Source organism: Pseudomonas sp. GW823-FHT06B06 (assembly GCF_058795195.1).
Genome location: NZ_JBXAHO010000025.1, coordinates 1 through 26111, shown reverse-complemented (window position 1 = coordinate 26111; position 26111 = coordinate 1). Strand labels below are relative to the sequence as shown.

Below are 26111 nucleotides of genomic sequence, written 5' to 3'. Positions count from 1 at the left end.
ATCAAGCATCCAGTAGCGCGCGGGCAATGGTTTGGAGTTTACGGGTGAGCGGCCCAACCGGCCAGCTCAGTGCGGCATAGGCGCGCACCGGCCAAACGCCATACACGCTGTTGCAGACAAAAACTTCGTCAGCGCCTTGCAGCTGCTCAAGCGTGATATCGGTGATTTGCAGGGGGATACCTAAAGATTCCGCCTGAGACAATAATTCGGCACGCATCACACCTTCTACGCCGCAGCTGCTCAAATCTGCGGTGATCAACACGCCGTCATGCACCAGGAACACGTTACTGAACACGCCCTCGATCACGCGACCGGCTTGATCGAGCATCAAGCCTTCAGCATGTTCGGTGTCCTGCCATTCGGCACGCGCCATCACCTGCTCAAGACGGTTCAAGTGCTTGAGACCTGCAAGAAGGGGTTGAAAGGAAAGTCGCGTGGTACACGGGAACAGGCGAATGCCTTGCTCCGCATGAGCCTGCGGGTAAACCGCAGGAGGGTTACCCGTCAGGATACGACGGGCCTGGGCCGAAGGATCGAAAGCATAACCGCGCAGGCTGTCGCCGCGGGTAATGATCAGTTTGAGTACGCCGTCGTTCAGTTGCTCGGCATAGGTCAACACCTCCGAAACCACGGCAGCATGATCCAGATTGATTGCCAACCGCCGGCACCCCTTGGCCAGCCGCACCAGATGACGATCCAGCAGGACCGGAAAGCCATCATGCACGGCGATGGTCTCGAACAGACCGTCGCCGTAGGCCAGGCCGCGATCCTTCAGCGACAATGCGTCAGCCGGCTGACCGTCGACCCAGCTGTCCATCAGCCTGCAAACCGGCGAAACACCAGCGAGCCGTTGGTGCCGCCAAAACCGAAGGAGTTGGACACGACCACATCGATATCCATGTTGCGCGCGGTGTGCGGCACGAAGTCGAGGTCGCAGCCTTCGTCCGGCTCATCGAGGTTGATGGTCGGTGGCGCCACCTGGCTGTTGATCGCCAGCACGCTGAAGATGGCCTCGACCGCGCCCGCCGCACCCAGCAAGTGACCGGTCATCGACTTGGTCGAGCTGACGGCCAACTTGTAGGCGTGCTCGCCAAACACCGACTTGATCGCATTGACTTCAGCGAGGTCGCCAGCCGGCGTCGAGGTGCCGTGGGCGTTGATGTACTGCACTTGATCGCCATTGATCCTGGCATCACGCAGCGCATTGGTGATGCAACGTGCAGCCCCCGCGCCATCGGCTGGCGGCGAAGTCATGTGGTAGGCATCGCCACTGGTACCGAAACCGATCAGTTCGGCATAGATGGTAGCGCCACGGGCCTTGGCGTGTTCCAGCTCTTCCAGCACCAGCGCACCGGCGCCATTGGACAATACGAAGCCATCACGGCCCTTGTCCCATGGGCGGCTGGCGCGGGTCGGCTCGTCGTTGCGGGTCGATAGCGCGCGTGAAGCGCCGAAACCACCCATGCCCAGTCCGCAGGCTGCCATCTCGGCACCGCCGGCGATCATCACGTCAGCTTCGTCGTACATGATGTTGCGAGCAGCCATGCCGATGCAGTGCGTACCGGTGGTACACGCCGTGGCGATGGCATAGTTAGGCCCCTGTGCGCCCAGGTGGATGGACAGGAAGCCGGAAATCATATTGATGATCGAGCCAGGCACGAAGAACGGGGAAATCCGTCGCGGGCCGGTCTCATGCAAGGTACGACTGGTTTCTTCGATGTTGGTCAGTCCACCGATACCCGAACCCATGGCCACGCCGATGCGCTCGCGATTGGCGTCGGTCACTTCCAGACCGGCATTGCGCACTGCTTGAAAACCTGCGGCCAGACCGTACTGAATGAACAGGTCGAGCTTGCGAGCTTCCTTGACCGACAGGTAATCCTCGACTTTGAAGTCCTTTACCGAGCCGCCAAAACGGGTGGAATAGGCAGAAAGGTCGGTGTGTTCGATCAGACCAATGCCACTGCGGCCAGCCAGAATGCCCTGCCAGCTGCTCGGCACATCCGTGCCCAGTGGCGACAACATACCCATACCGGTGACTACGACGCGTCTACGCGACACAGCACTCTCCTTTTTTCAAATGACGACTTTGCATCAGGCCTAAAGAAAAAACCGCACGCCATGATGGCAGTGCGGTTTTTCCATGACAGCGAGCAACGATTACAAACTATTACGCCTGGTGGCTAGTTACGTAGTCGATTGCTGCTTGTACGGTAGTGATCTTCTCAGCTTCTTCGTCAGGGATTTCGGTCTCGAATTCCTCTTCCAGAGCCATCACCAGCTCAACGGTGTCAAGGGAGTCAGCACCCAGGTCTTCAACGAAGGAAGCAGTGTTGACCACTTCTTCTTCTTTAACGCCCAGTTGCTCGGCAACGATTTTCTTGACGCGCTCTTCGATGGTGCTCATACCTTGTTTTCACTCCTAATGGACAAATTCAGGCAGCTGGCCAGTGGGTAAGTGTATAGAAAGACTTTTCAGCTTTTCAACTGAAAGCTTCACTCCTCAAACCCGGTGACCCACTGCCTATAAATAGATTGCAGCTTTATAACGGATTTTAGACAGCTCGTATGACATTTTTTTGAAACGATCCGTCACATTTAACTCATGTACATCCCGCCGTTCACCGGGATTGTAGCCCCAGTAACGTAAGCCGCACCGTCCGACGCAAGAAAAGCGACCACAGACGCGATCTCTTGAGCTTGCCCCAGACGACCCAGCGGAATCTGCGTCTGCAAGGCTTCACGCTGTGCCTCGGGCAGTTCGCGGGTCATATCGGTATCGATGAACCCAGGGGTTACCGAGTTTACCGTAATCGAACGCGAACCGACTTCACGCGCCAGAGAGCGGCTGAAACCTTCCAGGCCGGCCTTGGCGGCAGCGTAGTTTACTTGGCCTGCGTTGCCCATGGCACCCACAACCGAGCCAATACTGATAATTCGTCCCCAACGGGCCTTGGTCATACCGCGCAAAACGCCCTTGGACAGGCGGAACAGACTGTTCAGGTTGGTATCGACCACGTCATGCCACTCGTCGTCTTTCATGCGCATCATCAGGTTATCGCGGGTGATGCCGGCATTATTGACCAGGATCGCCGGGGCACCGAACTGCGCCTGAATGGTCGCCAGGACAGCCGCCACGGACTCGTCGCTGGTGACATTGAGCTCAAGGCCAGTGCCCTGAATGCCGTTTTCCTTCAAAGTGGCGGCAATGCGCTCGGCACCAGAAGCGGAGGTCGCGGTGCCCACAACGATGGCGCCCTGACGACCCAATTCCAGGGCGATAGCCTGGCCGATGCCGCGGCTCGCGCCGGTGACCAGTGCAACTTTACCTTGCAGACTCATGCAAGCTTCTCCTGATTCAGGCCAGCGCTGCACGGGCGGCAGCGAAAGCGTCTGGGGTATTGAGATTGGAAGTCGATACGCCTTCGGCGCAGCGCTTGTTCAGACCGGCCAGTACTTTGCCCGGGCCGCATTCCACTAGATTGGTCGCGCCCTTGGCGGCCAGGGTCTGTACGGATTCTACCCAGCGTACTGGCTTGTACAATTGCTCGAGCAGATCACGCTTGAGGGTTTCCAGATCCGCCGGCACCTGGGCGCTGACATTCTGTACCACCGGGATCTGCGGAGCCTGCCAATCGATCGCGGCGATCGATTCGGCGAAACGCTCGGCCGCCGGACGCATCAGTTCACAATGCGACGGCACGCTGACCGGCAACGGCATGGCGCGCTTGGCGCCACGTGCCTTGCAGCCCTCAATGGCACGTTCCACCGCGGCCTTGGCGCCGGCAATGACCACTTGCCCCGGGGAGTTGAAGTTGACCGCGCTGACCACTTCGCCTTGTGCCGCTTCGGCACAGGCAGCCAATACGTCAGCGTCTTCCAGGCCGAGGATGGCAGCCATGCCACCCTGCCCCGCCGGAACAGCTTCCTGCATCAGCTGGCCACGGCGCTCGACGAGCTTCACCGCGTCAGCCAGGCTCAGGCTGCCAGCAGCCACCAAGGCACTGTATTCGCCCAGACTGTGACCAGCCACATACGCCGGGCGCGCGCCGCCTTCAGCCAACCACAGACGCCACAGGGCGATCGAAGCGGTCAAAATTGCCGGCTGGGTCTTATCGGTCTGGTTGAGTTGTTCTTCCGGCCCTTGCTGGGTCAGCGCCCACAGGTCGTAACCCAGGGCATCGGAAGCTTCTTTGAACGTGTCGAGGACGACCGGGTGTTGCGCGCCCAACTCGGCCAGCATGCCGAGGGACTGCGAACCCTGTCCCGGAAAGACGAATGCGAGGGAAGCAGACATGTAACAAGCCCCTAATGATCTTGTCGTCGGAGAATTGACGTCCCGCTCAGGGGGACGCAAGAAACTGAGAGTTGGATGGCCATTTGAACCAAGCGGTCACATTTAAGCATTGTCCGACGAAAACGCCTAAAGCAACAAATCCTCCAGACGACCGTGGATGCGCTCCGGCAGGTTTTCCTGGATCTCGATCAAGGCACGGGAAATTGCACTCTGAAACCCCTGCACCCCCGCAGAACCGTGGCTCTTGACCACGATGCCCTGCAAACCAAGAAAGCTCGCGCCGTTATGTCGCGCCGGCGCCAGGTCAGCTTGCAAACGCTTCATCAGGGGCAGGGCCAAGGCTCCCACCATGCGTGACGGCAGGTTTTTCTTGAACAACGCCTCGATGCGCCCGGCAATCATGGTGGCCAACCCCTCGCTGGACTTGAGCAGGATGTTGCCGACAAAACCGTCGCAGACCACCACATCCGCTTCGCCACGGTACAACCCGTCGCCCTCGACAAAACCGATGTAGTTGATGCCACGGGCACTTTGCAGCAAGGTTGCAGCCAGCTTGACCTGCTGATTGCCCTTGATGTCCTCGGTGCCGATGTTCAGCAATGCGACGCGCGGACGCACGATACCCAAGGTCTCGGCCGCAACCGAGCCCATCACTGCAAACTGCAACAGATGCTCGGCGCTGCAATCGACATTGGCGCCCAGGTCGAGCAACTGGCAATAACCTTTCTGCGTCGGGATCGCCGCTACCATGGCCGGCCGATCAATGCCCGGCAAGGTCTTGAGCACAAAGCGCGACAGCGCCATCAGCGCCCCGGTATTACCGGCACTGACACAAGCCTGGACCTTGCCATCGCGCAGCAACTCAAGCGCCACGCGCATCGACGAGTCGGGCTTGCCGCGCAGGGCCTGGGCAGGTTTTTCGTCCATGGTGATGACTTCGGACGCCGGAGTAATCGACAGGCGCGCGCGATCCACAACCGATTGGCCAGCGATCAATTCTTCAAGGAGGGAGGGTTGACCGACGAGGGTCAGGTACAGCGAGGGCGTAGCAGACAGGCAAGCAAGACTGGCCTGGACAATGCTGCGGGGACCGAAGTCCCCGCCCATTGCGTCAATCGCGATGACTTGAGCGGACAAGTGATTACTCGTCAGCGCCCTTGTCGATCACTTTACGGCCACGGTATACGCCTTCTGGCGATACGTGGTGACGCAGGTGAACTTCACCGGTGGTTTTTTCTACAGACAGGGTGCTAGCCTCGAGAGCGTCGTGCGAACGGCGCATGTCACGGGCAGAGCGGGATTTTTTGTTCTGCTGAACAGCCATAATTGATTAACTCCTAAACGTTTGGGTCACGCTTTAACTGCGCCAATACACTGAACGGGTTGGACCGCGTTACCTCGTCCTCGCTCGGTTCGGGCTCATCTGCTCCCGCCGGCTGCTGGCATTCTTCCGGATGATGAGCAGGCACAATGGGCAAGGCGAGCAGAAGCTCCTCCTCGATCAGTGACTGCAGATCCAATGGATCTTCGCCCAGTTCCAGCACGTCATAACCTTTCGGCAACGACTGGGTATTCGCACCCTCCTTCACCACAGCGTAACTGCATTCGCTATGGATCGGCAGGGTGACCAGCTCAAGACAACGCTGGCAAACCATTTTGACTTCAGTGTCGATAAAGCTGTGGATGACCACAGATTTACGTTCATCTCGTTCAAAAACGAATTTAGCCTGCACCGTACCGACATTGTCGGAAAGCGGGTCGCAGAGTCTCTCCAAATCGGCCAGCAGCATTTCACCTTGGAGGGTGGTGCCACGATCAGCCAATTTGCGCGGGTCAACGTGAGGTGGAATCGGGTCATTCAACATAGGCGCAGCATTATAGGGATGCACCCGCCCATGTCAAAGGAAATTCAGCCCTGTCCGTCACTTGGAAGCCCCGATAGAATTCATGCCTGCCATTTGGAGTTGCGCATGCTGCCTTTATTACTCGCTTCAAGCTCGGTTTATCGCCGGGATTTGCTGGCCCGCTTGCAGCTGCCATTCAGCTGCAGCTCGCCGGACATCGATGAAAGCCATCGCCTCGGTGAATCCGCCGTCGCATTGGTCAAACGCCTCGCCGAAGAGAAAGCACGCGCACTGGCCGCCAGCCATACCGCTCATCTGATTATCGGCTCCGACCAGGTCGCGGTGCTTGGCGAGCGAATCATCGGCAAGCCCCACACCTTCGAAAAAGCTCGCGAGCAACTGCTGGCTGCAAGCGGTACCAGCGTGACGTTCCTGACCGGGCTCGCCCTGCTGAATAGCCAGACCGGCCACTGCCAGGTCGACTGCGTGCCTTTCACGGTGCACATGCGCACACTCGACAGTGAACGCATCGAACGCTACCTGCACGCCGAACAACCCTACGACTGTGCTGGCAGTTTCAAGGCCGAGGGGTTGGGGGTAAGCCTGTTTCAGCGCACCGAGGGCCCCGACGCTACCAGCCTGGTCGGCCTGCCGCTGATTCGCCTTGTCGATATGCTTCTAACCGAAGGCGTACAAATCCCCTGACCGCATAACTCTGTAGGAGCGAGCATGCTCGCGATGGACGTCAACGCAAACGCGGGATTCCTGGGTGAACGCGGCGCTCTGTAGACCATCGCGAGCATGCTCGCTCCTACAGAATCAGCGCAACGACGGACCGTTAAACCCCATCCACATCGCCAGATGCTCGGCCACGCTGGCGCCGAGCTTTTTCGAGAAGCGATCGAACGGCGATTCCTGAACGGTGAAGTCCACCAGCTCTTTTTCGCCGATCACATCCCGCGCGACATAACTGGCATTACCCAGGCCGTCGATCAAGCCCAGCGGCAGCGCCTGCTCACCCGACCAGACCAGCCCGGAGAACAGCTCCGGATGCTCCTTGTCCTTCAGGCGATCGCCACGACCCTGCTTGACGCTGTTGATGAACTGTTTGTGGGTGGTATCGAGCACGCCCTGCCAGAATGCCGTTTCTTCAGGCTTCTGCGGCTGGAACGGATCGAGGAAGGATTTGTGCTCGCCCGAAGTGTAGGTGCGACGCTCCACTCCCAGCTTCTCCATGGTGCCGACAAACCCGTAGCCGGCCGCCGTTACCCCGATGGAGCCCACCAGGCTCGCCTTGTCGGCATAGATTTGGTCCGCCGCACTGGCAATGTAATACGCGCCGGAAGCACCCAGGTCGGAAATCACCGCGTAAAGCTTGGTATCCGGATGCAGTCCACGCAGACGGCGAATCTCGTCATAGACATATCCTGACTGCACCGGACTGCCGCCCGGGCTATTGATGCGCAGGATGACACCCTTGACCTTGTCGTCTTCGAAGGCGGCCCGCAGGCTACCGACGATGTTGTCGGCACTGGCCGGCTCCTTGTCGGCGATCATGCCGTCGATCTCGATCAACGCGGTGTAGTTGCCACTACGGGTTGCAGCCTTCTCGATATCCATCAGAGGCGTAAACAGTGCCAACGCGACAAACAGGTACACGAAGGTCAACAACTTGAAGAAAATCCCCCAACGCCGGGAGCGACGCTGCTCCTGCACACCGGCCAGCAGGGTCTTCTCCAACAGCTTCCAGCTTTTTTCGTCACCGCTCTCTGCGCTCGCCTTGGCGGGCGCTTTCCATTCGTCGGCCATGCCATTTACCCCAGCAATAACGTATTAGGCCCGCTGACCCAGCCAGGCGTGCAATTGTGAAAAACGATCGATAGCCAGTCGTGGCTCGAACAGCTTCAGCGCTTCAATCGATTGCGCGCCGTAGCTGACCGCCACCGAATCCATGCCGGCATTGCGCGCCATCTGCAGATCGAAGGACGAGTCGCCAACCATCAGGGCCTGATCCGCACGCACATCACAATGCGCCAGTATCTGCTCAAGCATCAGCGGATGGGGCTTGCTGGCTGTCTCGTCGGCAGCCCGGGTGATATCGAAGTAATTTTCCCAACCGTGAGACTTCAGCACCCGATCCAGCCCGCGACGGGCCTTGCCCGTGGCCACGGCCAGGTGATAACCCTCGGCACGAAACGCCTCGAGCGACTCGACCACGCCCTCGAACAAGGGCGAAGGTACCGCCTCCGAGGCGATGTAGTGATCGGCGTAGTGCTGACGAAACGCTATAAGTTCGGCATCGCCGATTTCCGGATACAGGGTACGAATCGCCTCCGGCAGGCCCAGGCCGATGATGCCCTTGACCGCAAGATCATCGCACTGCTCGAACCCGGACCGCTGCGACGCCACGTGCATCGCCTCGACAATCCGACCAATGGAATCGGCCAGCGTGCCGTCCCAATCGAAAATCAGCAGCTTGTAATCAGATGGGTGCACTCAGGCGCTCCACGGTTTTAGCCCACATTTCGTCGACAGGCGCCTGCAATTTCAATTCGCCACCATCCGGCAACGGCACGGTCAGCATGTAGGCATGCAGGAACAGGCGCTTACCGCCCAGATCGCGAATTTCCTTGCTGAAACCTTCGTCACCATACTTGCTGTCGCCAGCGATGCAATGCCCGGCGTGGAGGGTATGCACACGGATCTGGTGAGTCCGGCCAGTGATCGGCTTGGCTTCGATCAGGGTGGCAAAGTCACCGAAGCGGCGCAGGACCTTGAACACGGTCACGGACTCCTTGCCCTCCTCTTCGTCGACCTCGACCATGCGTTCGCCGGAGCGCAGGTTGCTCTTGCCCAACGCCGCACGAACCTGTTTGATCGAGCTCGCCCAGTTACCGCGCACCAGCGCCATGTAGCGCTTGTCGACGCCATCACCGCGCAATGCGGTGTGCAGGTGGCGCAACATGCTGCGCTTCTTGGCGATCATCAACAGGCCGGACGTATCACGGTCGAGACGGTGAACCAGCTCAAGCTCCTTGCAATCGGGGCGCAGCTGACGGAAGGCTTCGATCACCCCGAAAGTCAGGCCGCTACCACCGTGAACCGCAATGCCCGCGGGCTTGTTGATCACGATCAGGGCCTTGTCTTCAAAGACAATCGAGGCTTCCAGGCGCTGCAACAGCCCCTGGGCCAGCGGCACCGGCTCGTCGCGCTCAGGCACGCGAACCGGCGGCACGCGCACGATATCGCCCGCCTGCAGCTTGTATTCGGGCTTGATCCGACCCTTGTTCACTCGCACTTCGCCTTTACGCAAAATGCGGTAAATCAAGGTCTTGGGCACGCCTTTGAGCCGAGCGAGAAGGAAGTTATCAATACGTTGGCCGGCATATTCCGGCGAGACCTCAAGCAGTTGTACGCCTGGAGTCGGGGGGGTAGTCGTCGTCATGGCGCGGATGATAACAATTTTTTATGGAATTGAAGCACTTAATCATTGCTGCTATAGTCGCGAACGCCGCCAAAAGCGGCCTGGCCAGCGGACCAACGGTCAAAAACCGGCCCTGACCAACGCAATTCACCAGGACGCGAGGCCGTCCTACGGGGTTTTCGCTACGTAACGGTGGAGTTTGCAACTGTAACAAGCGCAGGTGACATGAGGCCTGAATCAAACCGCAAAGCAGAGTTTCCACTCGCTTTTCGAGCCAATATTCATGGCCAGTTCACAAAGTGCAGTCAGCTGCGGATGACCCCGAGCGAAACGCTTCGGAAACAACGCCTAAATTAGCCATGATGCGTGACCTCCCCTTTCGGAGCTCACGGTAAATGCCAACCCGCTGCGGATTCTGCGCGCGGCAGCACCCGAATTATCAGGGATACGTGTAGGGTGGAGATGCACAACCGCTGGCCTGTGTAGCAATAGGCTTTATCAAGACGCTTCATCTCGTCCACAGCCGCCGGTTGATTCCTCCTCCTGACTGAGTGCTTAAGTAGCCACAGCAAGCAGGACGCGTACGTCGCGACGAAGGCCCACATTGGCCGGACATCGCTGGACACGGGAATGGCCAACCACTCCCGACGCACCTGACACCGACCATGAGAAGTCGTGTGTGCCGAACGCCGTTTCCGGCAGCCCGGAAACCGACGGTACTACATGAAAAGAATGCTGATTAACGCAACTCAACCCGAAGAGTTGCGTGTTGCACTGGTAGATGGCCAGCGCCTCTACGACCTGGACATCGAATCCGGTGCACGCGAGCAGAAGAAGGCCAACATCTATAAAGGCCGGATTACTCGCATCGAACCAAGCCTGGAGGCTGCCTTTGTCGATTTCGGCTCTGAGCGCCACGGCTTCCTGCCCCTCAAAGAAATCTCCCGCGAATACTTCAAGAAAACCCCTGAAGGCCGCGTCAACATCAAGGACGTCCTGAGCGAAGGCCAGGAAGTCATCGTTCAGGTCGAAAAAGAAGAGCGTGGCAACAAGGGCGCCGCCCTGACCACGTTCATCAGCCTGGCCGGTCGTTACCTCGTGCTGATGCCGAACAACCCGCGTGCCGGCGGTATCTCCCGTCGCATCGAAGGCGAAGAGCGCAATGAATTGCGTGAAGCGCTGAACGGCCTGGTTGCCCCGGCCGACATGGGCCTGATCGTGCGCACTGCCGGCCTGGGTCGCAGCAGCGAAGAAATGCAGTGGGACCTCGACTACCTGCTGCAACTGTGGACCGCCATCAAAGAAGCTTCGCTGGATCGTTCCGCGCCGTTCCTGATCTACCAGGAAAGCAACGTGATCATCCGCGCGATCCGCGACTACCTGCGCCAGGACATCGGCGAAGTGCTGATCGACAGCGTTGAAGCCCAGGACGAAGCCCTGACCTTCATTCGCCAGGTGATGCCGCAGTACGCCAGCAAGATCAAGCTCTACGAAGACAGCGTTCCGCTGTTCAACCGCTTCCAGATCGAAAGCCAGATCGAAACCGCTTTCCAGCGCGTCGTCGAACTGCCTTCCGGCGGCTCCATCGTGATCGATCCGACCGAAGCCCTGGTGTCCATCGACATCAACTCGGCGCGCGCCACCAAAGGTAGCGACATCGAAGAGACCGCGCTGCAGACCAACCTTGAAGCCGCCGAAGAAATCGCCCGCCAGTTGCGCCTGCGCGACATCGGCGGCCTGATCGTCATCGACTTCATCGACATGACCCCGGCCAAGAACCAGCGTGCCGTGGAAGAGAAAGTCCGCGAATGCCTGGAAGCCGACCGCGCCCGCGTGCAAGTCGGTCGCATCTCGCGCTTCGGCCTGCTGGAAATGTCCCGTCAGCGCCTGCGCCCATCCCTGGGTGAAAGCAGCGGCATCGTTTGCCCGCGCTGCAACGGCACCGGCATCATCCGTGACGTTGAATCGCTGTCTTTGGCGATCCTGCGCCTGATCGAAGAAGAAGCCCTGAAAGACCGCACCGCCGAAGTTCGTGCACAAGTGCCGATCCCGGTGGCCGCGTTCCTGCTCAACGAAAAGCGTAACTCGATCACCAAGATCGAACTGCGTACCCGTGCCCGCATCGTCATCCTGCCGAACGATCACCTCGAAACGCCGCACTTCGAAGTTCAGCGCCTGCGTGATGACAGCCCGGAAGCGGCGATCAACCAGTCCAGCTACGAAATCGCCGCTGCCGCTGCCGAAGTGGAAGAAGTGCAGCCAGCTGCCGCGACCCGCACCCTGGTACGCCAGGAAGCCGCGGTCAAGACGGCTCCCGCCCGCGCCAACGCTCCGGTGCCGACCGAAGTCGTCGCCGCGCCGGTTCCCGCACCTGTCGCCGCGCCAGAGCCAAGCCTGTTCAAAGGCCTGGTGAAGTCGTTGGTCAGCCTGTTCGCATCCAAGGAAGAGCCTGTCGCTCCGACCGTGGTTGAGAAACCGGCTACCACCGAGCGTCCGGCCCGCAGCAACGAGGAACAACGTCGCACCGGCCGCCAGCAGAGCCGCACCCGTAACGGTCGCCGCGATGAAGAGCGCAAGCCTCGTGAAGAGCGCGCGCCCCGCGAAGAACGCGCTCCACGCGAACCACGCGAAGAGCGCCAGCCACGCGAAGTACGCGAGCCACGTGAAACCCGCGAAGAAACGCCAGTCGTAGCCCGCGAAGAACGTGCTCCACGTGAAGAACGCGCTCCGCGCGCACCACGTGAAGAGCGTACTCCGCGTGCCCCGCGCGAAGATCGCAAGCCACGTGGCGAGCGTGAGGAGCGTGTGCGTGAACTGCGCGAGCCGCTGGACGCTGTCGCTCCTGCTGCCGCTGCTGCCGCTGCCGCGACCACTGAAGAACGCCCGGCCCGCCCGCCACGCGAAGAACGCGCTCCACGCCCACCGCGTGAAGAACGTCAACCGCGTGCCGAGCAAGCGGCTGCCGTAGCCGAAGAAGAGCTGACCGGCAACGAAGAGCAACTGCAGGAAGAAGGTCAGGAAGGCGCCGAAGGCGATCGTCCACGCCGCCGTTCCCGTGGCCAGCGTCGTCGCAGCAACCGCCGCGAGCGTCAGCGTGATGCCAACGGCAACGTGATCGAAGGTTCGGATGAGTCCGAAGCCGGCGATAACACTGAAGCGCCAAGCACTGCTGACCTGGCCGCCGGCCTGGCTGTTACCGCAGCCGTTGCCAGCAGCGTGATCAGCGCTCCGGCCGAAGCACAGGCCAACGAGCAAGCCGAACGCGCCACCGCCGCCACCCTGGAAACGGCCCCGGCCGAAGCGCCAGTGGTGGAAGCGACGACTCCGGTCGAAACCACAGCTTCGCCGGAAATCGAAGTGGCAGCAGCGCCAGAAGCACAGCCAGTGGTTGAAGCTGCAGCTGAGCCAGCCGTGGTTGCAGAACCGGTTGCCGACACCGTGACTGAAACCGTGACCGAGGCCGTTCGTGAAGTTCGCGAAGAGCAAACCGCGTTCAACTGGGTTGCCGAGCCAGCCGTAGCCGAAACCCCTGCTCCAGCGCCGGTTGCTGAAGCCGAGGTGGCGCAAGCGTTGGTCTCCGAGCCAGTGGTTGCCGCTGCCGAGCCAGCTCCAGTGGTTGAAGCGCCGGTTGTTGCCCCAACGCCTGCTCCAGTGGTTGAAGCCGCGCCAATCAGCGCCCTGACGCCAAGTGGCCGCGCACCGAACGACCCACGTGAAGTGCGTCGCCGCAAGCGTGAAGAAGAGCGTCTGCAGAAGGAAGCCGAACTGGCGGCCGCTGCTGCCCAGGTTGTTGCTGCCGAGCCAGCTCCGGTTGCCGCCGAAGTGGTCGAGGCATCTGCCCCGGCTGCTGAAGTCGCTGCCGAGCCGGTTGAGTCGGTGATTGCCGAAGCACCTCGCTCCGTTCAGGAAGCGGTTGAGCAACACGAGAAAGCCCAGGAAAAAGAGCACGAGCCTAAACCTCTCGTCTGATTCCCTCGGCCATTGAAAAGCCCCGCCCGGTGAACCCGGGCGGGGCTTTTTTTTTGGTTCTTCACACAACCCTGGGAAACATGATCGTTTATACCTCTGTAGGAGCGAGCATGCTCGCGATGATCTCAAATGCACCGCGTGTATCCAGGTTCCCCGCGTCATCGTTGACGTCCATCGCGACGGTGCGACGATTCGACATGCTCGCTCCTACAGAGAATCTGCGATTATTTGAAGGTCAGCTTCTCAGGCACATCCACATCCCACAACACACCGGGGTCATCCACCCTCACTTCCACCACCCGTCCCTGAGCAAACAACCCCTTGGCGCCGCGATCGCCTGATAACGCCATCAATCCCGGAGCAAAACTGCGTCCAAAGCCCACCGGATGCCCGTACTCACCCTCCTGTACCGGCACGCTGACGCAGTCATCGGCTATCTGATCCACAACCCGTTCAATACTCGATGGCAGGATGAACGGCATATCTCCCAGCACCATCAGCCAACCATCAAGTTGAGCGCATGCCGCCACCCCTGCCGCAATGCTGTCGCCCATTCCGGTCGTTTCGATCAGGACAATCTCACAGCCATAGGCCTGGCCCATGCGACTTACTTGCGGACGATCGGCCGTGGTCACCAGAAAGCGCTTATCCAGCGTGGAAGGCAGATTCACCAGGACTTGCTCGATGACCGATCGAACCGCGCCATCACGCCCCATGCAGTCAGCCAGCAGCTTGTCCTTGTCGTCGCCCGCGACTTGTCGGAAACGACTGCCCTGCCCCGCCGCCAACACGATCACCCCGATGGATTGACTCATACACCCTCCCGCAGCGGTTTCTTCTGCTTGAGCTCGATACCATTCTTGATCGCCACAATCTCTGCCATCAGCGACAAGGCGATTTCCGCCGGGCTGTGGCTGCCGATGTGCAAGCCGACCGGGCCGTGCAACCGCCCGATGGCCTGTTGCGACAGACCGAGCAGAGCCAGGTTGTCCCGGCGCTTTTGGCTGTTGACCCGGGAGCCGAGTGCGCCAACATAAAAGGCCCGGGAGTCGAGGGCCGTCAGCAAGGCCATATCATCCAGGCGCGGATCATGAGTCAGCGCAACGATAGCCGTGCGCTCGTCGGTCTGGATGTTCACCACCGCCTCATCGGGCATGCCCGAGACAAATCGACCGTGCTGTTCCTCCCAGCCGTAGACGAATTCGCTGCGCGGATCGCAAATCAGCACTTCAAAATCCAGCAGCCGCGCCATCTCGGCGACAAAGCGAGACAACTGCCCAGCGCCAATCAACAACAAGCGCCAACGCGGGCCATAAATGGCCCGCAGGGTGTGGCCATCGAAAGCCAGCACATCGGTCTTGGCGGCGGGCTGCAAAATGACTTCCCCGGTCGCGATATCCAGCGAACGCGCGACGATTTCATGGCCTTCGCAGCGCGCCAGCAACTCCGCGACCCACGCAGGATCGCCAACGCGCTCCTCGGTCAAACGCAAAGTGCCGCCGCAGGGCAAACCGAAGCGTGCCGCCTCCTCACGGGTGACGCCATAGGTGATCAGTTGCACCGGCGGTCCGTCGGCCGCAATGCGACCGTCATGCAAACGGGCAATCAGGTCGTCTTCGACACAACCACCGGACACCGAGCCAATCACCACGCCGTCCTCGCGCAATGCCAGCATTGCGCCAGGTGCCCGGGGCGCAGTACCCCAGGTCTGCACGACGCTGTACAACATCACCCGCTGGCCAGCGCGACGCCATTCCAGCACGCTGCGCAGGACATTGAGATCGGCACTGTCCATCACACCTCGACCTTCTGCCAACCCTGCAATTGATAACGGACCGGCAGGCTGCGGATACGCTTGCCGGTGGCGGCGAAGATCGCATTGCACAGTGCCGGGGCAATCGGTGGCACACCCGGTTCACCGACACCGCCCAACGGCACGTTGCCCGGCGGCGTTACCAGGTGCACCGCGACCTCCCTGGGCGCCAGGGACATGCGCGCCACTTCGTACATGTGGAAGTTGTCCTGCTGGACCTTGCCATCCTTGAAGCTGATTTCGCCCAGCACCGCATTGCCCAGGCCCATGACGCAGGCACCTTCGAACTGCGAACGAATCCGCTCGGGGTTGATCTGCGGCCCGCAATCCACGGCAATGTCAGCTTTGTGCACGATCAAGGTGCCATCGTCCTTGACTTCGACTTCAATCACTGCCGCCACGTAGGTCACGAAACTGTAATGCACCGCCAGGCCCAAGCCTCGGCCCTTGGGCAACTCACGTCCCCAACCGGCGGCCTTCGCGGCAGTTTCCAGTACCGTGCGCAGGCGAGCGGTATCGATCGGATAACGCTCGGGCGATTCACCGTAGTTCCATTCTTCACTCAAGGTGCGCGGATCGATCTGGCGGTCCGGGCCGAGCAATCTGACCTGGTACTTGAGCGGGTCTTCTCCGGCCTTGTGCGCCAGTTCATCGATGAAGCTCTGAATCGCAAAACCGTGGGGTATGTTCGATACCGAGCGATACCAGCCAACCCGCGTATGGACGGTGGCCTCGGGGTTTTCCAGGCGAATGTTGGGAATTGCGTAGGCCATGTTGGTGAAGCCCATGCCCAGTTCGAAGGCGGCCTCATGGTTCATGCCCGGCGCGAACAACGCGGTAATGCTCGGCGCCACCGTGCGGTGCAGCCAGCCGGAGGGCAAGCCGTCCTTGTTCAGGCTGGCCTTGAGGTATTCGGCCGACACCGTGTGAAAATAGGAACAGTGAATATCGTCTTCACGGGTCCATTGCACCCGCACCGCCTTGCCGGGGAACTCCTTGGCCAGGATGGCCGCTTCGATAATGAAGTCAGGTTTGGACTTGCGCCCGAAGCCTCCGCCCAGCAACGTCACGTTGAAGGTGACTTTATCGAATGGCACGCCCAGGCGTTCGGCGATCCGCTCGCGGGTGACCTGTGGCGCCTGGCTTGGCCCCCAGGCTTGGCAAACACCGTCCTTGTAGCGAGCGATGGCAACCATCGGCTCCATTGGCGATTGTGACAGGTGCGGCAAATAGTAGGAGGCTTCCAGTGTGCTGGCGGCATTGGCCATGGCGTCGTCGATATTGCCGGTATTGCGCACCACTTTGCCCGGCTTGAGCGAAGCGGCCTCGAGCTCCTTGCGGTAGGCGATCGAGTCGTAGCTGGCGTTGGGGCCGTCGTCCCATTCGATTTTCAACGCCTCGCGACCCTTGATCGCCGCCCAGGTGTTATTGGCCACCACCGCGATGCCGCCCAGGGGTTGAAACTCCGAGGGCAGTGGACGGCTTTCAATCTGGATGACCTTGACCACTCCCGGCACTTTCATCGCAGCGCTGCCATCGAAGCTCTTGACCTTGCCGCCATATACCGCCGGCCGGGCAATGACGGCGAACAGCATGCCATCGAAATGCACGTCTGCGCCGTATACCGCGCGGCCGTTGACGATATCGTCGCCATCGATGGCCCTGGTGCCTTCCTTGCCGATGTAGCGAAACTCCGAGGGCTGCTTGAGTCGCAAGCTGTCCCGGGCCGGCACGGCCAAGGCGCCAGCTGCGGCGGCCAGAGCGCCATACTCCAGTTCGCGACCGGAAGGCTTATGGATGACTTTATGCAGCTGCGCATGGCATTCGCCAACCGGCACTTTCCACTGGTCGGCGGCGGCCTGTTCCAGCATGGTCCGGGCGGCGGCGCCACAGCGGCGCATCGGTTCGTACCAGTGACGCATGCTGCGCGAACCATCGGTGTCCTGGTTGCCGAACCGCACTTCATCGCCCGGCGCCTGTTGCACCTTGACCCGCGCCCAATCGGCTTCCAGCTCGTCGGCCACCACCATGGTCAGGCTGGTCCGTACGCCCTGGCCCATTTCCGAACGGTTGCAGACAACCGTCACCGTGCCATCAGTGGCGATGCTCACATAAACCTTGGGATCGTCGATCCAGCCATTGGGCATGCCATCGGCACCAAACTTTTTCTGCGCCTCTTCGGCAAACGCGTCTTGCCAGCCCCAACTCGCGGCAACCACCAGCGCACTGGTGGCGCCCACGCCCTTGAGGAAGCCCCGCCGACTGAGGTTGCTCAGGGCGAAATCATTCGGTAACCGGCTCATGCCTTGGCCTCCTTCAGGTGAGTGGATGCCTGGCGAATGGCGGTCTTGATACGGTTGTAGGTGCCGCAGCGGCAGATGTTGCCAACCATCGCCTCTTCGATCTGTTCATCGCTGGGGTCGGGATTGGTCTTGAGCAGCGCAGTGGCGGACATGATCTGCCCACCCTGGCAGTAACCGCATTGAGCCACGGCCGTATCGAGCCAGGCTTGCTGCACGACTTTGCCGACCGGGTCGGCGTGAAGGTTGTCGATGGTGGTGACATTCTGGCCGACGACCGAGCCAACCGGCGTGATGCAACTGCGCGCCGGAGCACCTTCAATATGAATCGTGCAGGCGCCGCAAAGGCCCATGCCACAGCCAAACTTGGTGCCGTTGTAACCGGCCACGTCGCGAATTGCCCAGAGCAAGGGCATATCCTCGGTGACATCGAGTGGATGGTCTTGACCGTTGAGTTTCAGGGTAATCATGGGCACGCCCGCATAGTTATAAAGGTCATGGGGTCGAGCAATCTGCCACCGGGAGGTCGGCGGTTGGCATAACGCAGATCTACTCAGGCTAATAGGGCTCTCTTATGCCGGACGGAGACGTCTGCACCGGGCCTTTGATGGAACAAATGCAATGTATCGTTAGCTCGCTAAGTTAACCCAGCATTAACAAAAAAGCCCTGCACTTTTCATCAGTGCAGGGCTTTGAAGTCCACCTTGAAAGCGTAGCCTCAATAGCGGTTCGGCTCCATTTCCAGGTCGACATGGAAACGTTCTGAAATGTCTTTCTGGATCCGCTGCGCCAGGTGCAGCAATTGCAGCCCCGTCGCACTGCCGTAATTGACCAGCACCAGTGCCTGCATTTTATGCACGCCTGCATCGGCATCGCGGAAGCCTTTCCACCCTGCCCGCTCGATCAACCAGCCGGCAGCCAGCTTCATCTGCCCGTCGGGTTGCGCGTAGGCCACCAGGTCCGGGTATTCACCCTTGAGCTGTGCGACCAGTGCCGCTGGGACCAAGGGGTTTTTGAAAAAGCTGCCGGCATTGCCGAGCACCGCCGGGTCCGGAAGCTTCTCGTTGCGAATGCTGCAAATGGCCTGACTGACGTCCGTGGCCGTCGGATGATCGATGCCCTGCTCGGTCAGGCGCTGACGTACAGGACCGTACTCCAGATGCAGGTGGGCGGTGCGATCGAGGGTGAAACGCACGCGCAGGATCAACCAGCGCCCAGGCTCCTGTTTGAACACGCTGTCGCGGTAAGCGAAGTTGCACTCTTGCAGACTGAAGTCGCGCAGTTCGCCGGTCTGGCGATCCAGGGCGGTCAGGCCGGCGAACACATCCTTGATTTCCACGCCATAGGCGCCGATGTTCTGCATGGGGGCCGCGCCAACGGTGCCAGGAATCAGGCTGAGGTTTTCCAGGCCTGACAAGCCCTGCACCAAGGTGTGTTGCACGAATGGATGCCAGGGCTCGCCCGCCTCGGCCTCGATCACGACTTTGCTGCCATCGTCGCTGATCACGCGTATTCCGCGGGTGGCCATGCGCAGTACCATCGACTCAATGTCAGCGGTCAGCAGCAAGTTGCTGCCACCGCCGATCACCAGCAAGGGCACCTGGTGTTCCCGCGCATAGGCCAGGGCCTCACGCACATCGGCGTCGCTATGGGCCTCGGCAAAAAGACGGGCCTGGACATCCACTCCAAAGCTGTTGAACGGCTTGAGCGAAACCTGGGATCGCAGTTGCAAACTCATAACCGTTCCTTCAGTTCGATCACCAGCAGGTCACTGGCGCGCTCGATCAAGTCCAGCACGTGCTCGAAGCCATGTTCACTGTCGTTGTACGGGTCCGGGACTTCCTCGACCTGCGACGGGTAGCGGCGCAGGAACAGGTCCAGCTCCGCCTTGCACTTGGGCGGTTGCAGATCCATGAGGTTGCGCAGGTTACTGTTGTCCATCGCCAGGATCAGGTCGTACGTGGCGAAATCGGCACGGGTGACCTGTTGGGCGCGTTGGGCGGACAAATCGTAACCACGGCGTTTTGCCGCCGCCTGGCTGCGCTTGTCCGGCGCGCTGCCCACGTGCCAGTCGCCGGTGCCGGCAGAGGCCACTTCGACTTGATCGGCCAGCCCCGCTTCACGCAGTTTATGCCGCAGAACGCCTTCGGCCGTGGGTGAACGACAGATATTGCCCAGACAGACAAACAGAACCCGCATCAGGCCTCCAGCAGGCGACGAACGCGCTCAAGGTCTTCAACGGTATCGACGCCGGCAGGCGGCGCGATCAGTGCATCGGCGACGTGGATCCGTACCCCGTGCCACAAGGCACGCAGTTGTTCCAGGCACTCGGTGTTTTCCAGCCAGCAAGGGCCCCAGCTGACGAAGTCATGCAGGAAACCGGCGCGGTAGGCATAGATGCCGATGTGGCGGCGATACGGCACGCCTTCGGGCATTTGCTCGAGGCTCTTGGCGAACGTGTCCCGTGCCCACGGCAACGTGGCGCGACTGAAGGTCAGCGCCAGGCCATTGAGGTCACTGACGACCTTGACCACGTTGGAGTTGAACAGGCTCTCCACGTCTTCGATCGGCTCGGCCAACGTGGCCATGCGCGCTTCGGTGTGGGCAGCCAGGTTGACGGCCACCTGGTCAATGACACTCGGCGGTATCAACGGCTCGTCACCCTGGACGTTAACCACGATCGCGTCTGGCGCCAGGCCCAGCTTTGCCGCGACTTCAGCCAGGCGATCGGTTCCGGAGTTGTGGTCTTCACGAGTCATCACCACTTCGGCACCAAAACCTTCACAGGCCTGGGCGATGCGCGCATCGTCCGTGGCAACCACCACGCGCTCTGCGCTACTTTTGCACGCCTGTTCCCAAACGTGCTGGATCATCGGCTTGCCAGCGATCGACAGCAGCGGCTTGCCCGGCAAGCGGGTGGAGGCGTAGCGCGCAGGAATAACAACGGTAAAGGCTGAAGTCATTTATCCAGACGCTCGTCGGTGGTCAGGGTACGGGCTTCGGATTCGAGCATCACCGGGATGCCGTCGCGAATCGGGTACGCAAGGCCAGCGCCCTTGCTGATCAGCTCGGTCTTGTCAGCGCTGAGCTTGAGCGGACCTTTGCAGACCGGGCAAGCGAGGATATCGAGCAATTTGGTGTCCATGATCATTCCCTGGATAGAAACGGAGTTAAGGCAAAAGACGCGCCGGCAACAGGCGCATCAACTGGGTATCGAACCAGGCCGTGAAGGCTGGCGACGGCACGGCGTCGACCGCCAGGTACCACCAGTCGGGGGCGGCGAAGGCACGGCACTTCACCGCATCCTTTTCGGTCATCACCAATGGCAATGACGGGTTGAAATTCAAGGCCTGCGCACTGTATTCGGCGTGGTCGGCGAATGCATGCGGGACTGGCTGCCAGTGTAGCGTTTCGAGGGTCCTGAAGAAACGCTGCGGGTTACCGATCCCGGCCACCGCATGCAACGCCTGGCCCGCGGGAAAGTGATCGAGCGGGCGCCGTTCGCCGCTTTGCAGGTTGACCAGCGCCGTCGGTTGCAACTGGAAGGCAAAGCCGTCGCCGCTGTCAGCCGTTGCGCCGTTGTAGAGCACCGCATCGACACTTTGCAGACGCTCGACCGGTTCACGCAGCGGCCCGGCCGGCAAGCAGCGGCGGTTGCCCAATCCGCGGGCCGCGTCGATCAGTACCAGCTCCAGATCCCGCGCCAGGCGGTAATGCTGCATGCCATCATCGGACAGGATCAGGTCCAGCGACTCACTGTCAAGTAGGGCTTTGACCGCGCGACTGCGATCCGGATCGATCATCAACGGCACGCCGGTGCGCTGCACGATCAACAGCGGCTCATCGCCAGCGATGTCGGCGCTTTGATCCGCCTCGACCCGCCACGGCAATTGCGCTGGCTTGGCACCGTAACCCCGGCTGACCACGCCGACCCTTAGGCCACTGCGTTGACAGTGCTGGATCATCCACAGGATCAGCGGTGTCTTGCCGGTGCCGCCCACGGTGATGTTACCCACCACGATCAGCGGTACCGGTGGTTGATAGATCTCGCCCTCGCCCGCCAGAAAGCGCTTGCGCTTGTTGTTGACCACGCGGCGGTACAACCACTCCAGCGGCTGTAATAGCTTCAGGGCCGGATGCCCCCGGTACCAGGCAGCGAGCAAGCGTTCGGACATGCTTTTCAAGGCGCGGGCGGCGCCGCCTCGACTGTGGTCATGCGCAGATGGCTGAAGCCGAGCTTGCCGGCAGCGTCCATGGCGGTGATGACCGACTGATGCTGGGATTTTCCGTCGGCGCTGATGGACAGCGGTCGACTGGTATCGCCATTGGACTGTTTCTGCAGGGCATCCATCAGCGTTGCCAGGTCACTCTTGGGCAATACCTGGTTGTTCACCGAGAATATGCCATCGGCACTGATCGCGATGTCCAGTTGCCGGGTCTGGTCATCGGTAGGCGCTCCGCTGACCGCTTCGGGCAGATCGACGCGCAACTGGGTTTCACGGGTGAACGTCGTGGTCACGACGAAAAACAGCAGCAGGATAAACACCACGTCGATCAGTGACGCGAGGTTGATGTCCACATTCTCCCGTTGCTTGCGGCGGAATTTCACGCTTTGCCCCCCGCCAGGTCCACGTCACGGTCACCCTGCACGACTTCGACCAGCTTGATCGCTTCCTGCTCCATGCCGACCACCAGTTCATCGATCCGGCGTTGCAGGAAACGGTGGAAGAATACCGACGGGATACCGACCATCAAGCCGGCGGCCGTGGTGATCAGCGCTTTGGAGATACCCCCGGCCAGTACCGCCGCATTGGTGGTCATGCCCGTGCCCATGAACGCACTGAAAATATCGATCATGCCCAGCACCGTACCCAGCAGCCCCAGCAATGGCGCCATGGCAGCGATGGTACCGAGGGCATTGATGTAGCGTTCCAGCTCATGGATGACCCGCGCGGCGGCCTCTTCGATGCACTCCTTCATGATCTCGCGACCATGCCGGGAGTTCGCCAGGCCAGCGGCCAGGATCTCGCCCAACGGCGAATTGGCGCGCAGTTCCTTGAGCTTCTCCTTGTTAAGTTGCTTGTCCTTGATCCAGACCCAGACCTGCCCGAGCAAATGCTCCGGGGTCACGCGACTGGCCCGCAGGGTCCACAGACGTTCGGCAACGATAGCCATTGCCGCGATGGAACTCAGGATGATCGGCAGCATCATCCAGCCGCCGGATTTGACCAATTCCCACACAGTGACAGTCCCCTCGAAAAAGTGCGCCACTCTAACATAGGGGGTGGGCTCACCGAAGACTGTGATGTCGCATCCGGTCGGCCTTTGATCACCCAAGGTTATTTGCCCGAGGGTGGGGGATCGCGCCAGAAGCGCCGTTCTTGACGCATCGAGCGCGGTGGTTCGAAACGCCCCAGTTGCAGATGAACGGCGCCTTGCTGCGCACTGTCGTAGATGTCCATCGCGCGATGTCGATAGCGCTCAATCACCACCGGATGAGGATGACCGAAGGAGTTGCCCTGTCCACGGGAAATCAGTGCTGCCTTGGGCTGTAGAACGTTGAGCAGCGCCATCGACGACGAACTGCGACTACCGTGGTGCGGTGACTGCAACCAATCGGTAGGCACGGCCAATGGGCTGGCGAGCAACGCGCGCTCGGCGTGGGTGTCGATGTCACCGCTGAGCAGCAATCGCTCGCCATTGGCTTCGATCTGCAACACACAGGAGTTCTGGTTGCTGTCCCTGGCCTGCGGCCAGTGCCACAGTTGAAAGTTGACCCCGTCCCACGTCCACTGCCGACCGCTCTCACAGCCCTCGGCCTGCAACTCGCCAGGCAGGTCGGCAGGTTCGCCACTGAGCACCCGTTTCACCGGCAATCCATTGGCCACTGCCCGGGCGCCACCGGCATGATCGGCATGGGCATGGCTGATCAACATCAGGTCGAGCGCCTTCACACCCAGCTTGCGCAGTGCGGGCAGGACCACCCGCTCACCCTGGTCAAGACCACGCAAACGCGGACCGGCGTCATATAACAGTGTGTGATGGCGCGTGCGCACCATGATCGCCAGCCCTTGACCCACATCCAGTTGCCAGACCTCGGCAATGCCTTCGGGCAGCACCGGCCGCGGAGGAAAAACCAGTAGTAACAGCAAAGGCCAGCCTAACGGTCGCATCGGTACGCCACGCGGCAGCAGCAACAAAAAGGCGCCCAGCGTGCCGATGGCCCAGACCCATAGCGGAATGGCCGCGGGCACCCAGGCGGGAACCTTGCCGGCGACCAATGCCAACCCGGTGAACAGCCAATCTATCAAGCCGCCCGCCAGCCACAGCAGCCACTCGCCGACGTAGGGCACCGGCAGCAAAAGTGTACCGAGCAACGCAGGGGGCAGCACCACCAGGCTGATCCAGGGTACCGCCAGCAGATTGACCAGCGGCCCGCTAAGGCTGATCGGCAATCCCAGGACCAGCAAAAACGGTCCAAGGCCAATAGCGATCAGCCACTGGGCACGGGTCCAGGTTTGCCACCATGGCCAAGGCCCCAGGCGCCCACCGAACGTGAAGATAAGCACCGCCACCGCCGCGAAGGACAGCCAGAACCCCGGTTGCAGACTCGCCAACGGGTCCATCAGCAAGACGCCATTGAGCGCCAGCAACAGTGGCCACCAGGCACCCAGGTGGCGAAAACGCAGGCGCCATAGCAGCACCAGGCCGATCATCAGGCAGGCTCGGCGGACCGGCACTTCGAAGCCAGCCAGCAGCCCATAGCCAAGGGCGGCCACGAAAGCCAGGCTGCAGGCCCAAGGCAACCATGGTAGACGGGCTGGCCACAAGCCGTAACGGGCAAGCCCGGCGATCAACAGATAAACCAGTCCCGCCAACAAGCCGACGTGCTGCCCGGAAATCACCAACAGGTGCACGGTGCCAGTGTCTTGCAACACCTGCCAGTCTTCGCGGCTGAGCCCCGCGCCGTCTCCCAGCACCAGCGCAACCAGCACGCCAGTTCGACCTTGCGCATCCACGGCCTGCAGCCTCTGGCGGATACCGTCGCGCCAGGCCCACCGGGCTGGTGCAAGCCGCTCCCCGGCCTTGACCGTCCCGGTCGCACCGATGCGTTGCGCCAACAGCCAGGCCTCATAGTCGAAGGCATGCGGATTGAGCAACCCCACGGGTCGCTTCAGCTTGACCGCGAGCCGCCAGCGTTCGCCGCTGTTTACCGGCGGACCGTCATACCAGGCCAGACGCAACTGTCGCGGCAGGTCGGTACGGCGTGACCGACTGTCAGTCAGTTCGAAACGCACCACCCCCTCACCATTCTGTGGCAGCCCGCTGACACGCCCTTCGACCCAACGCGTTTCCCCGTCGAGGGCCGGCGACAGCCGATCATCCAGGGCCCATTGGGCATGGGCACAGGCCCAACTCAAGCCGAACAGGAAAAACGCAGCCGGATACGTCCTGAACGGCAGCAACATCAAGCCTGCCACCGGCATCAACAACCACAACCAGACCGGCGGTAACACCGGTAAAAAACGCAAGGCCAGCAAGCCCAACGCCAGCGCCATCATCCCTGTGCGCATAAGCCCGTCCTTGAGAGTCCAGTCCCTAGGCATAGTCGGCCCGACGCACGTCCGTCGTTAACAATTGTCACAAAGTCTGAATGGGTGCCTCATGGAATCCAGACATACTTGCCACCTTGATCGACCGAGAAGCCTTATGCCCCGGCGCTTATTCAAACGCTACATGCCAGACCCGACCAGCATCAGGGAACACAAGTCCTTACGCTTTCTCGGCACCCTGCTGCATGACCCGAACCTCTGGCACCTCAATCGCCATTCCGTCGCCCGGGCCATGGCAGTCGGCTTGTTCGCGGCATTCCTGCCGATTCCGATGCAGATGCTGGTCGCTGCGGTTCTCGCGATCATCGTGCGCGGCAACATGCCGATTGCGGTCAGCCTGGTCTGGTTGACCAACCCGATCACCATGCCGGCGGTGTTCTTCTGTACTTATCAGACCGGTGCCTGGTTGATGGATGTTCCCGCACGGCATCTGCCGGACGAGCTGACCTGGGAATGGATCAGCGGTGAACTATCGACCCTGTGGCAGCCATTTTTGTTGGGGTCGGTAGTGGTAGGCGTTGTGCTTGGGGCGTTGGCTTATTGCCTGGTGATGATGTATTGGCGCTGGTGGGTGGCGCGGCAGTGGCGGCGGCGTAAGCAAAGTCGGATGTGAGAGGCCGGTTGATCGTGTGCATATCCGTTGCTGCGGTAACGACTGCTTATGGTTTCGCCCTTACGGCGAGTCACTTTCGAAAAGCGCGAAAGTAACCAAAGCGCTCTTGCCCCACCACTCGGTGCCTCGCCTAGGCTCGGCATGCCAGAACGAAGGCATTACTCCGTGGGTCGCCGCGATGGGCCATCCATGGCCCAGCGCGGCTAAACCGGCGTCCTGCCGGTTTACCCACTGCGCA

General features: G+C 60.8%; 26 protein-coding genes. 3 read left to right on the top strand and 23 right to left on the bottom strand.

The annotated features are described in order from the left end of the window. Position 1: 1 nt before the first annotated feature. The 8 genes from pabC to AC1Q8Q_RS21395 all read right to left on the bottom strand — a co-directional run bounded on the left by pabC (position 2) and on the right by AC1Q8Q_RS21395 (position 6162). Positions 2-817, bottom strand: a complete 816-nt coding sequence (gene pabC, locus AC1Q8Q_RS21430; protein WP_020799938.1) for an aminodeoxychorismate lyase — start codon at positions 815-817, stop codon at positions 2-4. Next, the gene (fabF, locus tag AC1Q8Q_RS21425; RefSeq protein WP_033043585.1) at positions 817-2061 is read right to left on the bottom strand and encodes a beta-ketoacyl-ACP synthase II; all 1245 of its coding nucleotides are present in this window, start codon (positions 2059-2061) and stop codon (positions 817-819) included. Before fabF ends, pabC begins: the two co-directional genes overlap by 1 nt. A gap of 109 nt (positions 2062-2170) precedes the next feature. After that, positions 2171-2407, bottom strand: a complete 237-nt coding sequence (acpP, locus tag AC1Q8Q_RS21420; protein WP_003175607.1) for an acyl carrier protein — start codon at positions 2405-2407, stop codon at positions 2171-2173. Positions 2408-2598: 191 nt separating this feature from the next. Further along, positions 2599-3342 (bottom strand): 3-oxoacyl-ACP reductase FabG, encoded by a 744-nt coding sequence (gene fabG / locus AC1Q8Q_RS21415; RefSeq protein WP_020799936.1) that lies wholly within the window; start codon positions 3340-3342, stop codon positions 2599-2601. Positions 3343-3358: 16 nt separating this feature from the next. Beyond that, a complete protein-coding gene (gene fabD / locus AC1Q8Q_RS21410) occupies positions 3359-4297 on the bottom strand; it encodes an ACP S-malonyltransferase (RefSeq protein ID WP_033043587.1) in 939 nt (312 codons plus the stop codon). Positions 4298-4423: 126 nt separating this feature from the next. After that, positions 4424-5434, bottom strand: a complete 1011-nt coding sequence (plsX, locus tag AC1Q8Q_RS21405; RefSeq protein WP_020799934.1) for a phosphate acyltransferase PlsX — start codon at positions 5432-5434, stop codon at positions 4424-4426. Between the two features lie 4 nt (positions 5435-5438). Then, positions 5439-5621: a 50S ribosomal protein L32 gene (gene rpmF, locus AC1Q8Q_RS21400; RefSeq protein ID WP_003179396.1), complete on the bottom strand. Its 183-nt coding sequence runs from the start codon at positions 5619-5621 to the stop codon at positions 5439-5441. Between the two features lie 13 nt (positions 5622-5634). Next, entirely contained in the window at positions 5635-6162 is a 528-nt protein-coding gene (locus AC1Q8Q_RS21395; RefSeq protein WP_007942001.1) for a YceD family protein, read from the bottom strand. Between the two features lie 105 nt (positions 6163-6267). Here AC1Q8Q_RS21395 and AC1Q8Q_RS21390 point away from each other — a divergent pair, with 105 nt between their 5' ends. Continuing rightward, positions 6268-6846: a Maf family protein gene (locus AC1Q8Q_RS21390; protein ID WP_492615468.1), complete on the top strand. Its 579-nt coding sequence runs from the start codon at positions 6268-6270 to the stop codon at positions 6844-6846. A gap of 114 nt (positions 6847-6960) precedes the next feature. On the opposite strand, the gene AC1Q8Q_RS21385 is transcribed toward AC1Q8Q_RS21390, so the two are convergent. From AC1Q8Q_RS21385 to rluC, 3 genes are read right to left on the bottom strand one after another with little or no spacing between them, the layout of a single operon-like run. Further along, positions 6961-7950: a S49 family peptidase gene (locus tag AC1Q8Q_RS21385; protein ID WP_179055879.1), complete on the bottom strand. Its 990-nt coding sequence runs from the start codon at positions 7948-7950 to the stop codon at positions 6961-6963. Between the two features lie 24 nt (positions 7951-7974). Beyond that, a complete protein-coding gene (locus tag AC1Q8Q_RS21380) occupies positions 7975-8637 on the bottom strand; it encodes an HAD-IA family hydrolase (RefSeq protein WP_492615467.1) in 663 nt (220 codons plus the stop codon). Beyond that, positions 8624-9586, bottom strand: coding sequence for a 23S rRNA pseudouridine(955/2504/2580) synthase RluC (gene rluC, locus AC1Q8Q_RS21375; RefSeq protein WP_033041019.1), 963 nt, complete (start codon positions 9584-9586; stop codon positions 8624-8626). Before rluC ends, AC1Q8Q_RS21380 begins: the two co-directional genes overlap by 14 nt. 702 nt (positions 9587-10288) lie before the next feature. On the opposite strand from rluC, the gene rne reads away from it, so the two are divergent. Further along, a complete protein-coding gene (rne, locus tag AC1Q8Q_RS21370; RefSeq protein ID WP_492615466.1) occupies positions 10289-13534 on the top strand; it encodes a ribonuclease E in 3246 nt (1081 codons plus the stop codon). Positions 13535-13758: 224 nt separating this feature from the next. Here the strand turns inward: rne and AC1Q8Q_RS21365 are convergent, their stop codons facing one another. From AC1Q8Q_RS21365 to AC1Q8Q_RS21310, 12 genes are all read right to left on the bottom strand, one after another. Beyond that, the gene (locus AC1Q8Q_RS21365) at positions 13759-14349 is read right to left on the bottom strand and encodes a nucleotidyltransferase family protein (RefSeq protein ID WP_492615465.1); all 591 of its coding nucleotides are present in this window, start codon (positions 14347-14349) and stop codon (positions 13759-13761) included. Then, positions 14346-15329: an XdhC family protein gene (locus AC1Q8Q_RS21360; RefSeq protein ID WP_492615464.1), complete on the bottom strand. Its 984-nt coding sequence runs from the start codon at positions 15327-15329 to the stop codon at positions 14346-14348. The genes AC1Q8Q_RS21365 and AC1Q8Q_RS21360 overlap by 4 nt, the downstream gene beginning before the upstream one ends. Next, positions 15329-17650, bottom strand: coding sequence for a xanthine dehydrogenase family protein molybdopterin-binding subunit (locus AC1Q8Q_RS21355; RefSeq protein WP_168758798.1), 2322 nt, complete (start codon positions 17648-17650; stop codon positions 15329-15331). The genes AC1Q8Q_RS21360 and AC1Q8Q_RS21355 overlap by 1 nt, the downstream gene beginning before the upstream one ends. After that, positions 17647-18117 (bottom strand): (2Fe-2S)-binding protein, encoded by a 471-nt coding sequence (locus AC1Q8Q_RS21350; RefSeq protein ID WP_020799924.1) that lies wholly within the window; start codon positions 18115-18117, stop codon positions 17647-17649. The genes AC1Q8Q_RS21355 and AC1Q8Q_RS21350 overlap by 4 nt, the downstream gene beginning before the upstream one ends. A gap of 248 nt (positions 18118-18365) precedes the next feature. Further along, positions 18366-19385, bottom strand: a complete 1020-nt coding sequence (gene murB / locus AC1Q8Q_RS21345; RefSeq protein ID WP_033044088.1) for a UDP-N-acetylmuramate dehydrogenase — start codon at positions 19383-19385, stop codon at positions 18366-18368. Continuing rightward, on the bottom strand, positions 19382-19846 hold the full coding sequence (locus AC1Q8Q_RS21340) for a low molecular weight protein-tyrosine-phosphatase (RefSeq protein WP_020799922.1): 465 nt from the start codon (positions 19844-19846) through the stop codon (positions 19382-19384). Before AC1Q8Q_RS21340 ends, murB begins: the two co-directional genes overlap by 4 nt. Continuing rightward, positions 19846-20610, bottom strand: a complete 765-nt coding sequence (gene kdsB, locus AC1Q8Q_RS21335) for a 3-deoxy-manno-octulosonate cytidylyltransferase (protein WP_020799921.1) — start codon at positions 20608-20610, stop codon at positions 19846-19848. Before kdsB ends, AC1Q8Q_RS21340 begins: the two co-directional genes overlap by 1 nt. Beyond that, positions 20607-20792 carry a Trm112 family protein gene (locus AC1Q8Q_RS21330; RefSeq protein WP_003179363.1) on the bottom strand — a complete coding sequence of 62 codons (186 nt, stop codon included), beginning with the start codon at positions 20790-20792 and terminating at the stop codon, positions 20607-20609. The genes kdsB and AC1Q8Q_RS21330 overlap by 4 nt, the downstream gene beginning before the upstream one ends. Positions 20793-20817: 25 nt before the next feature. Continuing rightward, the gene (lpxK, locus tag AC1Q8Q_RS21325) at positions 20818-21822 is read right to left on the bottom strand and encodes a tetraacyldisaccharide 4'-kinase (protein WP_020799920.1); all 1005 of its coding nucleotides are present in this window, start codon (positions 21820-21822) and stop codon (positions 20818-20820) included. 5 nt (positions 21823-21827) lie between these two features. Continuing rightward, complete coding sequence (locus tag AC1Q8Q_RS21320; RefSeq protein WP_168758799.1) at positions 21828-22256, bottom strand: ExbD/TolR family protein; 429 nt, start codon at positions 22254-22256, stop codon at positions 21828-21830. Next, the gene (locus AC1Q8Q_RS21315) at positions 22253-22888 is read right to left on the bottom strand and encodes a MotA/TolQ/ExbB proton channel family protein (RefSeq protein WP_020799918.1); all 636 of its coding nucleotides are present in this window, start codon (positions 22886-22888) and stop codon (positions 22253-22255) included. The genes AC1Q8Q_RS21320 and AC1Q8Q_RS21315 overlap by 4 nt, the downstream gene beginning before the upstream one ends. 98 nt (positions 22889-22986) lie before the next feature. Continuing rightward, the gene (locus tag AC1Q8Q_RS21310) at positions 22987-25221 is read right to left on the bottom strand and encodes a DNA internalization-related competence protein ComEC/Rec2 (RefSeq protein ID WP_020799917.1); all 2235 of its coding nucleotides are present in this window, start codon (positions 25219-25221) and stop codon (positions 22987-22989) included. 136 nt (positions 25222-25357) lie between these two features. On the opposite strand from AC1Q8Q_RS21310, the gene AC1Q8Q_RS21305 reads away from it, so the two are divergent. Next, complete coding sequence (locus AC1Q8Q_RS21305) at positions 25358-25873, top strand: DUF2062 domain-containing protein (protein ID WP_020799916.1); 516 nt, start codon at positions 25358-25360, stop codon at positions 25871-25873. Positions 25874-26111 lie beyond the last annotated feature (238 nt).